At 34.8% G+C, this 11,736-nt stretch carries 5 protein-coding genes; 1 reads left to right on the top strand and 4 read right to left on the bottom strand.

Annotated elements, in window-relative coordinates; genetic code table 11:
• Window positions 1-27: 27 nt before the first annotated feature.
• Window positions 28-813 carry an HAD-IIA family hydrolase gene (locus PQF96_RS06675; RefSeq protein ID WP_109436360.1) on the top strand — a complete coding sequence of 262 codons (786 nt, stop codon included), beginning with the start codon at window positions 28-30 and terminating at the stop codon, window positions 811-813.
• 88 nt (window positions 814-901) lie between these two features.
• Here PQF96_RS06675 and PQF96_RS06670 read toward each other — a convergent pair whose 3' ends face one another.
• The 4 genes from PQF96_RS06670 to PQF96_RS06655 form a co-directional block, all read right to left on the bottom strand.
• Window positions 902-1,744, bottom strand: a complete 843-nt coding sequence (locus PQF96_RS06670) for a DUF4249 domain-containing protein (RefSeq protein WP_271765501.1) — start codon at window positions 1,742-1,744, stop codon at window positions 902-904.
• Between the two features lie 85 nt (window positions 1,745-1,829).
• Window positions 1,830-4,196: a TonB-dependent receptor gene (locus PQF96_RS06665; RefSeq protein WP_271765798.1), complete on the bottom strand. Its 2,367-nt coding sequence runs from the start codon at window positions 4,194-4,196 to the stop codon at window positions 1,830-1,832.
• Between the two features lie 372 nt (window positions 4,197-4,568).
• Entirely contained in the window at window positions 4,569-9,428 is a 4,860-nt protein-coding gene (locus PQF96_RS06660; protein ID WP_271765500.1) for a CBM96 family carbohydrate-binding protein, read from the bottom strand.
• A gap of 471 nt (window positions 9,429-9,899) precedes the next feature.
• Window positions 9,900-11,736: PKD domain-containing protein (locus PQF96_RS06655; RefSeq protein WP_271765499.1), on the bottom strand; the 1,837-nt coding region annotated here is incomplete at its 5' end.

Below are 11,736 nucleotides of genomic sequence, written 5' to 3'. Positions count from 1 at the left end.
GTAATACAACTTAACCTCAGAAAAAGAATGAAGAAGGGATTTTTAATTGACATGGATGGTGTCATTTATAATGGAAACGAACTTATAAAAGGAGCAGATGTCTTTATCAAAACATTACAGGATAGAGAAATACCGTTTCTATTTATGACAAACAATAGTCAACGATCACCGATAGACGCAGTAAATAAACTACTGGGTATGGGAATATCGATTAAAGAAGAAAATGTGTATACCAGTGCTATGGCCACTGCTTGGTTTTTGAGTTTTATGAAACCTAATGGTACTGCTTATATTTTGGGTGAAGGCGGGTTAATTACAAGTCTGCATGAAAACGGATATTCTCTGGTAACTTCAGATCCGGATTATGTAGTTGTTGGAGAAGGTCGTAATTTCACTTTGGAAATGGCAAATAATGCTGTAGACATGATTTTATCTGGTGCCAGGCTCATTGCTACAAATCTAGATCCATCTCCAAAGAAAAAAGGATGGTCCAACCTGGGAATTAAGTCTATCGTATCTATGATAGAAGAAGCTACTGGTAAACAAGCATTTAGTGTTGGAAAACCAAGCCCTGTAATGATGAGAGCTGCAAGAAAAAAATTAGGGTTAACTACCGATGAAACTATTGTGATTGGGGATACTATGGATACTGATATCTTAGGATCAATACAAATGGGGTATAATACTATTTTAACACTATCCGGAGTTTCTAAAAAGAAGGATCTTGTAAATTATGCTTTTACGCCTGATATGATTATAGAATCTTTGGCAGAACTTGATGTAGATGAAGCGATACAAAAGTTTACTAAATAATTAAATACAGTAGAATTTGTTAATAGATATAAAAATGCCCCAAGTTTTTGGGGCATTTTCCATCTTATAAAACTATTATTAGCCTTAACTACTCAAAAGTATATCTGGTTCTTACTACTTCGGTTACTCTAAAATACCCATTTGCATAGTTATCTGGATTATCCAGATTAATACAATTTCCTTTTAAAGCAACAGGAGTTGCACTAAAAAGACCTACTCCTTCTGATTGCTCTATGAGTATAGTTATGTAGTTATAGTATGCTTCAGAAATACCATATAAATCAATATCTACAACATCTCCTGAAGTAAATTCTTCGGTATTGGTATCCTCATCTTCTTCCTTTTCATAATACCAACTAATTTCTCTTCCATTTGTAAATTCATCATCAAAATCTTCGAACTCTGCTAAAAGATCTCCTTCTTCTTTGAATCTAAAAAGATAAAAATTATCCTCATCAGCGGGGTCATCAAAAAATATATTCACTTCCAGAATCTCATCATCAAAACCATTTTCTGTGGACTGAGTAACCTCTTTGATATCTACTACTGGCATCAGTGTTTCTGTAGCGGTGTAGTTTTCACCATTATACACGACTTCTAAAGTATAAGATTGATTAAGTATAGGCACAAAATCTGTAGTGGTATACTCTCCATTATTTTGATCTGCAAAAATAAACTCGGTCCCATTCGTATCATTAGTGACTTTTACAGAAGCACCGGTAACATCAGTATTCGAGTTTGTATCAAAAAATGGAGTGGAGGTACTTAATTTTATAGTTTGATTATTTCCTGCAGTTCCCTTTTCCCAATCCAATGAAGCTTCGATAGTGAGTCTGGTGGGTGCTGTCTGTACGTCTACATCTATTACATCTTCACAGGATGTAAAGACGATAGCAAACAATGCTATTATGATTGTTAAATATGCTTTCATCTGTTTATCTTTTATCGTTTTTTTAGTCTTAAATACAATCTGCAAATACTTATTTTGGTTTGTATAATACCTGTATTTCATCACATTAAAATTTAAAGTTATACGTTATCGAAGGTACTATCCCAAAAATCGCTGTTCTTGTTGCTTCATTTGCTCCTGTTTCAACATTTTGACCAAAAGAGATTGAAGCTGCATTTTTCTGATTGTATACATTATAAATCCCAAAGACCCATTCTCCTTTCCATCTTTTATTGGGTTTTCTGTTCGGTCTATACGTTGCAGAAATATCTAGTCTATGATATGCTGGTAAGCGATCAGAGTTTCGATCAGCATAAGTAGCTATAGATAATCCTTCATATTCGAATTGACCATTAGGGTAGGTAACTGGTCTTCCGGTTTGAAAAACCAGATTGGTTCCAAAAGTCCACTTATCATTTAACTTATATGATCCGGTAAGTGAAACATCATGTGTTCTATCAAATGCAGTATTATACCAATCTCCATTATTGATACCAGGTCCACCAGCATTATCTCCAAGCGTTCGTTGCTCTGATTTTGATACTGTATATGCAAGCCATCCTGTGAAGTTACCTTCGTTTTTACGAAATAGTAACTCTAATCCGTAAGCTCTGGATTCTCCATTCAAAATTTCGGTTTCAATAGTATTATTTCCTATCAAATCAGAGCCATCTATATAATCGATTCTATTATCTGTAGTTTTATAATATGCTTCTACCTCCAAAGAATACATTTTATCTTTAAAATTTCTAAAATACCCTAATGCATATTGATCTGATAATTGAGGTTTTATATATTTTCCACTAGGAGTCCATACATCCAAAGGAGTAATCGCAGTTGTATTCGATAGCAAATGAATATATTGAGCAACCCTAGAGTAGCCCATTTTTACAGAGGAGTACTCATTTAATTGATATGCCAAAGAGGCTCTAGGTTCAAAATTACCAAAGCTTTTGATGCTTTCGCTTTTCTTAAAATCAGTTTCTCCTATTTCGGTCCCTCTTTCATATATTCCTAAAGCTGTATTATATACAACAGGTTGATTGTTTGCATAGTCTACCAGTGCTTGCCCTCCTAATCTACTAAAAGCACTATATCTAACACCATATTGTACAGAGAGTTTATCACTGATTTTGTGTTCTGCATTTACATATACTCCACTCTCAACAGCTCTTTTCTGATCTAATGTTAACGGATTCACTGATGAACTTTCTGATGTTGGTTCTACTTGTCCCGGATCAAAGTCGTAATAGATACCACTTACTCCAAAATCTAATTTAAATTTATCACTTGCGTAGTACTTAAGGTCATACTTTGCATTATAATTATTAATCGAAGAAATCCATTCGAATTGTTCTATAGCAATATCTAAATCATAATCATACTTACTATAAATAAGGGATAAGTTTGAAAATAATTTATCATTAAAAATATGATTCCATCTTAAGTTTCCCGAAACGTTTCCGTAGCTGGTTTTGAAATTATTTCCAAATTTGAAGGTATCTCTACCATAATATCCAGACAGGTATAGTTTATTGTTTTCGCTTATACTATAATTGGTTTTAAGATTTACATCATAAAACCCTACTGTATTTTTCTCTCCAGCTGCTTTTAAGATTAAATCTAAATACGAACCTCTACCTGCTACAAGAAAAGAACCTTTGTCATTAAACATCGGGCCTTCGGCAGCAATTCGACTAGAAATTACTCCTATTCCGCCAGTAAGAGCAAAGTTCTTGTTGTTTCCATCTTTTTGACGAACATCCAAAACAGAAGAGGTTCTCCCTCCAAAACGAGCAGGAATCCCTCCTTTATATAATTTAATATCTTTAATTGCATCTGCATTAAAAATCGAAAAGAACCCTAATAAATGAGAAGTATTATAAATTATAGCCTCATCAAGTAATACCAAATTTTGATCTGCCGCACCACCTCTTACATGAAATCCACTAGATCCTTCCCCATTATTAGTCACTCCGGGAAGCATCTGAATAGATTTTACAATATCAACTTCTCCTAATACCACAGGCATTTGTTTTACCGTCTTAATATTAAGTTTGGACACACTCATTTCTGGTTTTCTGAGGCTTACACGCTCTGACTCTTCACTTTTAATAATAACCTCATCTAATTGTGTTGAGGATTCTGTTACCTCAAAATTTACTTTTTGATTTTTATCAAGTACAATTGCTTTACTCATATCTGTATATCCAACATAAGAAACCACCAATGTATAGTTTCCTTTTGGAGCTGTAATAGAGTAAAAACCATATTCATTGGTAATTACACCGATTGAGGTTCCTTTAAAAAAAACAGAGGCACCAAAAAGTGTTTCTCCATTATTAATATCCTTAATTGTACCACTTAAACTGTAACTCTCTTGAGCATTCACAACTGTTGTATTTGCCAAAAGCATGGTAAGGCAACACATCATGAGGATGTAGGTCCTTGTTCTTTGATTTTTAAATTTCGAATTTCGAAGCATGTTCATTTGTTTTTACACTGTTTTAATTGATGAGATTCAATTTTTTTTCTACAAATTGATAATTGAACCTTTTGGTAGTTTTTATACATCCATGGACAATTGAAAAAACAAAGGGTTGCTTCTTTAACGAATATTTATTCTAATCTTTTCTATTTTATTGGCACCGCCAAAGGGTATAATACCCCGAGGATTGCCTCGAAATTAAAATTCAGTTCCATACGAATGCTTCGTGGGCTTATCCCGAGGATTATTTACTCAAAAAAAAACCATAAAAAAAGGGGAGCTAAATAGCTCCCCTTTTTAGTAACTAACTCTTTTTTATTATTGTTTAAGAACTTTGGTTCTCGAAATAACTTTGTTAGCATTCATTACATTTAAAATATAATATCCAGAAGGTAAATCATTAATATTTATTGAGTTTTGACCCTCTTTTAGTTGTATCTCTTTCTGTAATAGTCCGATTGAATTAAAGATTGTAATCTTAGATCCATTAGATACTCCAGAAATATTAACTATATCTACTACAGGGTTTGGAAAAACACTAATTCCATTTTTCTTTTTGCTAGCTAAACTTTGCAGTTTTGCTCCTTCATAGGTAATTACCAATTGTGGAGGAGTATTAGATGCATTCTCTTTTGATGCAAATGCAAAATCATTTCCTGAAGTTACATTAAGCACTAATGATAATGCATCTCCAGATATTGACCCTTCATTAAGAGGTATTGTTTTTACATTACCTAATCCATAAGTAGAGTTTAGATTCCCTAATACAACTCCTGTAGATGGCTTATTAGTATTAGATAAATTCGCCTCTGTCCAGGTATTAGAACTTCCTTTATGTATATTAAGATTACCATTACCCGAATCAGAATTTACTTTAAATTTTAATTCTGCCTTAGTTATAGCACCGTTAATAGACGAAAGGTCAAACATCAAATATCCCGTTCTCTTATTTTGTTCTATTCTAACCAATCCATTGTTATATCTTGTTGTTCCTTGCAAATACGCATCATGAATTGGTGATAACGTAATCGTTTGCTCTACAGGTGCTGCTATTTTGGTGGTCATGACTTTATCTATATTAAATAAATACCCAGATCCTCCTTTAAATGTCAATCTTATGGTTTTTTCTCCTGTAGAAAGTAAAACATTTACAGAATACTTTTTGTAATCATGCCATTGACTATTAACCGGTATATCTACAGAACCAACCACTGTCCCTGCTTCTACAATATCTATTGTTCCACCAACACCAGCACTTGATGCAAAAATATCTACAGTATATTCTCCACTAGATTGCACATTTGCATTATACTCTACATAATCGTTATTTTTAATAAACCCTAAATTTTTACCTGTCGTTCCAGGAGTGTTTTCTATTTTTACACCTCCTGACTTCGCGCTAAAACTTTCTGCTTCAAAATTTCCTGGAATATCAACAGTACTTGCCGGAGGCATCGTATTATCTTCTATTTCGATAATAACACTCGCCGAAGTAGTTGAAGCTCCTTTATCATCTGTTGCTTTTGCGGTGACGTTGTAAGATCCTATATTAGGAATTGTTGTTGTAATCTCATAAGGAGCTGTTGTATCTTCACCTACCTTGTTCGTTCCTATATAAAACTCAACCTTAGCTACTGTACCATCACTATCAGATGCATTTGCACGAAGTGTAATGGTTTCTCCTTTACCAAAAGTTGTTCCGCTCGCTGGAGATGTCATCTCTACTTGTGGCTTAGCATTTTCTGATCCGGTGTTACAATCTACCAAAACTTCTGCTGGGCCATTACCTGTAGGTTTTGTATAAGTTTTAGACAATACAAACTTATCCATTTCAAATCCGTCTTCTCTTAAAGAAAATGAGATTGTATGCACTCCGGCAGATGGAATATCCAAATAGATTTTACGTTCTTCGCCACAGTGATTTGCTGCTGTACGTTGTTTACTTTCCCAAGTCCATTGATTTTTACCATTACACCACTGCATTCTATTTCCTGATGCAGGCCATGTACCATTAAGACCAACGTGTACTCCGTTATCTTCTGTACCAGTAGAATGAGCACGAACCCAAACAAAATATCTACCAGCACTTGTAAACTTCACTTTGTAATTTACAATGGTAAGTTGACCAGCCACATTGCTAAAGTTTTCACCAGCAATTAATGGATCACCATGTGTAACTCTTGTATCAGGTAAAATTTCTAAGTATCCACCACTACTAGCTCCACTAGCATGATTTGGATCAGGATCCGGGGTTGGAGTCCCTGTTGTACTACCTTCAAGAACATACCATTTTCTTTTACCTGTTTTTTCCTGGCTTGCAAAATGTTCTGCTTCTACAGCTACTACTCCGTTTTTCTCTAAAGCAACACAACCCTCTCCTCCGTCGGTATCTCCACCTCCGTCAGTACCTCCGCCTCCCTGGCAAATGAAATCGAGTGCTGTCCATCTACCACGAGAAAACGCTGTACCGTTTCCTTCAGGAATATTACCATTAGTATGCGAATTAAATTCTACTCTAATTTTCGCTCCTTTTTTAACTTCAATATCTTTAAAAGTAGTTCCGGATTCAGCATAATCTGTTGTCGAGGTTGGATTTTTAAATTCTCCTACTCTTACACCATCTACAGAAATTCTATAGGTAGATTCTCCATCAATCTCTGTAAGCGTTGTTAATTTGATATCATATTTACCTGTTTCACCATCAAAAGTTGATTCTGCAGCAGCGAACTTATCTTTATATTGTGAAGCATCTATTGCTACTGCATTTCTTACATTGTCTTTATATGCAGGAGAAAAACCAGTTACTGATAGTGTTGGAAAATCTGAAGTTGACTTCATAGCAACCGTTCCACAATTTCCGCTTCCACCTGCATCTTCGCAATCAAGTTCGAAAATAAGTTTTGGCGCTGTTGCTCCTTCTTTAGAATAAAAAGATACATCGTTACCACCAGTTTGTTTTACAATCAAAGAAACAGTTTCACCAGGAGCGATTCCTGATAAATCCCATTGGTAAGATTGACCTACACTATATGTAGTATTAAGAGATCCTATTTTAGTTCCTTCAGCTGGTTTATTACTGTTAGAAAGGTTACCTTCTGTCCAGTTATTAGAACTTCCTTTAAAAATTTCTATTAGTCCATTACCATTATCTGTAGATACGGTAAGTTCTAATTTTACTCCGGTAACTTTTTCTGTAGTTGAAGGTGCCGTAAATTTAATATAAGAAACTCTATTTCCACTTTCTACTCTAAGATCTGCAGTATTAAATCTAGTGCTTCCTTGTAAATAAGCATCCTGAGACGATGTAGTTGTTTTTATGTTATCACAAGTGCCTCCACCACCGTTTCCATTTCCATCTTTACTAGTAATTAGTGCTACCCAGTCATTATTATCAGGAGCAACCAAATTACTTCCTAAGGTTGTTTTAGCAGTTAGGTTACCTCCACTACGTGGGTTATACCACTGTACATCATATTTATTATTTCCTGCGGGTAAGCTTAATCCTGTAGACCCACCATTTGGTCTGTAAACAGCATATATTTTTCCTGCGTTTGCAAGAACATAATCGTTTCCATCTCCTGTTACACCATCTGAAGAGGTCATTTTTACCATATCCTCCTGCAGGTACTTATTAAAAAAGTTAAGAGCGTATCCTCCTTCTTTATATTTATTTCCTCTTTTACGATGATCGTTTCCGTTTATATCACCATCATTATTTGTATAACCACTATAGTATTCTACACCAGTTCCTCCAGCCATAAGTGTACCCCACAAGACTTTGTGTCTTACCTCTTTATCAGAAACTCTAATTCCAGTTGAAGCCGGACCTTGTTCATCGTTAGCTACAACCCATTTTCTACCTGCATTACGAGATTTTTCTAACCATCGTTTAACATCGTTGTGTACTTTATTCTTATCTGTTTGAATAGAAGCACCGGTTAAGACAGAGCTATTACCTAGTAAAGGGTTATATCTTTGATCTTGTTGGTTAGGATACGTATGAATTACAATATTATGATCATATGGATCTACATCCTTAATGTATGATGCTGTAGCCTTTGCTACATTATCCTTAAGAGTAGTCTCTTCTGTAAGATTCCAATTAAGTGCTAAATGATGACTAAACCTAGCAATTAACTCTCGGTAGTATAATTTTCTTTCTCTACCAAAATTATCGCCATCCATTTTATTATCATTTTCTGTTTCCATGGTTTTAAAATGAAGATATATACCTTTTTTATCTGCATACTCCATCATTTTTTCCCATTGAGCCAATTTGGACACATCAAAACGATCATGATGTACTTTATTCCACTGTTGTGCTCTTCCTGTATTACCATATTCTTGCTCAGAAACTTTTAAAACATGAGGAAAAACAGCTCCTCCATCTCCACTTGTATTCCAAGTTAAGAAAGAGACTACATTTGCTCCTTGAGAAGAAAGGTAATTAATCATACCCAAAATCTCTGTTCCTTTATCATTACTCCATGTATACGAACTTGCATCTGCAGCTACATAATCTTTTTGATGAGGCTGCCATGTTTTACTACCAATTTTATTAAGGTTATTGTTATAACTTGGTGTAGCATCAAAATCTACATAGTTAAGTGCATTTTCTGGAGAATCCGCTCCTGCTTTCACAAACCAAGGTCCGTTGGGACTTGCAGGGTTTGTACCCGAGTATCTAAGGTAATGTTCTCCTACATATTGTAATCTTCCTTTATCTTTTGCTCTGTGATCTATTCCTGATTTATCAGACTCTGTTACATTAAAAGAACCACTAGCTCCATCCATAAATCCAGCACCTGATCCACCACCATTTATGGCGACGTTGGCTCCAGATTTAAATGATGCTGACCAATTCCAAGTTCCTGTTTGTTCAGGAGCAAAATGTACTCTCCATTTATTACCTGAAGAACAGCTATTGTTTTCTGCATTACCACAAGCTGCAAAATACCCAGGTACCGTATAACTTCTATTACTGGTTTGATGTGTAAATGTTACTTCTAACCTAAAATCTGAAAAAGGATTTGGGTTTGCGGTCTCAGAGGTATTGGGGCCGTTAAAAGTCAGACTGACCTTATGCCATCTTTTTAATTCTCCTTCGGGGGTTTGAGCCTTTGTTACTAGCCCAAAAAGGAAAAATACAATTAAAAAATTGAGTTTTGTAAGTTTCATGATTAAAATGGTTTTGTGTTTGGTTTTTGAGTTAATATTTATAAACGTTATTCTTAATTATTTAGTCCTTTGCGTAGTATGTGATGAAATCGGTATTAACATAATTTAACAAGTAAAAAACAACAAAACTGTAGGAATTAAACATACTAATAATACTTGATTATGTATTGTATAAATTACCATCTGACTTTTAAAAAATAGAATTCGTTATATCTGGATTATTATTTGATTGTCGGATTAAATAATAAATTCTATTATCACTCCATCAGGGGATCAGGAGTTCTCTTTTATTGCTTTATTTTAACATTTATTTAACTCGTCATATAAGCTTAATCATCTGATAATCCTGCTTTTTATCATGTTGTCTAATTTGGGTAAAATATAAGAGAGAGGTTTTTCACCTCTCTCTTTATTATAAAATAGATTAAACACTTCTTTAAGATAATCCTTAAAAAGTCGACTTCAAAAAAACTATCTATTAATCAATATCTTACTTTGATATTTTCTTTTTGATACTCTATCAAAAGTTTCTAATATATATAGTCCGGAAGTTAATTCTTCAACAGATATCTTTGCTTCTAATTGCTGTTGTCTATTTTGTATGTTTTTAACTTTAACCACATTACCAACCAAATCAAATATTGCGATTCTAACATCTATTACATTATTTCTGCTTTTAGCTTCGATGTTATTATCGATAGATACGGTAATATGACTTGATGCTGGGTTAGGGCTTACTACAATATTAGATTTATCCTGCAAAGAAGTAGTGCTAACACCTCCACAATCAGGAGCTATAGCAGTTGTACTGAAATAAATAGTAAATCCTCCTGTTTTGGAAACTAACACAAAATTACCCGAATCTTCTGTCGCCCAGTACTCTCCATCTAATCCTGTAAAGCCAGAACCTGTAATTGTAAGTGATGGTTGTGCAGCATTAAACGTTTGCGTCACTTTGGGTAAGAAATCATTATACCAGCTTGGAGTACCATTATTAGTATTCATAGAGAATTGGTACAATCCATTATTGGCAAGATCCCAATTGATCGTTAAATTAGTAACATTATCAAGGCTTGGACCTCCATTACCTAAAACAAATATATGTTCGTATTTACTATTAAGAGCGGGTAATGCATTGGCTAATGGTGCTCCAAAAGAACAATCTCCTCCTGTAGGAACAGGGTTTCTTACAACCTCTATACTATTAGAAAGATCAAATGTTCCTACTAAACCTGAAATATTTTCATTAGCTGTAAGGCCAGTAATTGTTCCATTATAACTTACGCTATAAATAAAACAACTTCCTACGCCTGCACCATCAAAATCTACCGCTTCTGGCGAAGCTGGTAATCCAAGGATTTTCCCTGCCGCATCAGTGACAATCCATTGGCTGGTTTCTCCAACATTACCTGTGATAGTAACTCCAGAAACATTATCTGCAATACCATCTCCTACTGTAAATGTAAAAGGTCCTCCTGCAATTACTCCACCATCTACTACTACTGGAGTTGGTATAGTACCACAATCTGGTGCTGTTGCAGATCCACTAAAATATAGTGTAAATCCACCTGTTTTAGAAACTAACACAAAATTACCTGCATCTACAGTTGCCCAATACTCACCGTCTAATCCTGTAAACCCAGAACCTGTAATTGTAATTGATGGTTCTGCAGCGTTAAAGTTGTGTGTCACTTTTGGCAATAAATTAGTATACCAAGTCGGAGTACCATTATTTGTACTTATAGAAAACTCGTATAATCCATTATTAACAAGATCCCAATTGACAATAAATTTGCTAACATTATTAAGATTTGGTCCATTTTCTCCTAAAACAAATACATTCTCAAATGAATTGCTAACAGAAGGCAATGCATACGTTATTGGTGTTCCAAAAGCACAACTTACACTACCATCGGTAACATTTATTGTTTTTGTAGCAGAAGCTGTATCCCCTGCAGCATTTGTCACCGTAAGTGTTACTGTTACTTGTCCTAATGTGGTGTATGTAGTAGAAGCGGTTGCTGTAGTAGCTACTTCTCCATTACCTAGATCCCAACTATATGTTAGTACACCTCCTGCAGGATCTGATGATCCCGAAGCATCAAAACTAACAGCTAATGGAGCAACACCTGTCTCTGCACTTGCTGTAAATGAAGCAACAGGACTTCCGTCAGTCACAGTTATTGTCGTGGTCTTGGTTCCCGTCTTACTTCCGTCACTAACCGTTAATATAGCTGTATATTCTCCAATGGCAGCATATAAATGATCTACTGTTATTCCTGTACCTGTTGTACCATCTCCAAAATCC

The organism is Aquimarina algiphila, assembly GCF_947494415.1.
Lineage (GTDB): Bacteria > Bacteroidota > Bacteroidia > Flavobacteriales > Flavobacteriaceae > Aquimarina > Aquimarina algiphila.
This window is presented reverse-complemented; position numbering and strand designations above follow the sequence as displayed.

Bases quoted from the DNA above. Each gene is read 5' to 3' on its own strand.
- PQF96_RS06675 (WP_109436360.1), top strand. From the start codon at position 28: ATGAAGAAGGGATTTTTAATTGACATGGATGGTGTCATTTATAATGGA.
- PQF96_RS06670 (WP_271765501.1), bottom strand. From the start codon at position 1,744: ATGAAAGCATATTTAACAATCATAATAGCATTGTTTGCTATCGTCTTT.
- PQF96_RS06665 (WP_271765798.1), bottom strand. From the start codon at position 4,196: ATGATGTGTTGCCTTACCATGCTTTTGGCAAATACAACAGTTGTGAAT.
- PQF96_RS06660 (WP_271765500.1), bottom strand. From the start codon at position 9,428: ATGAAACTTACAAAACTCAATTTTTTAATTGTATTTTTCCTTTTTGGG.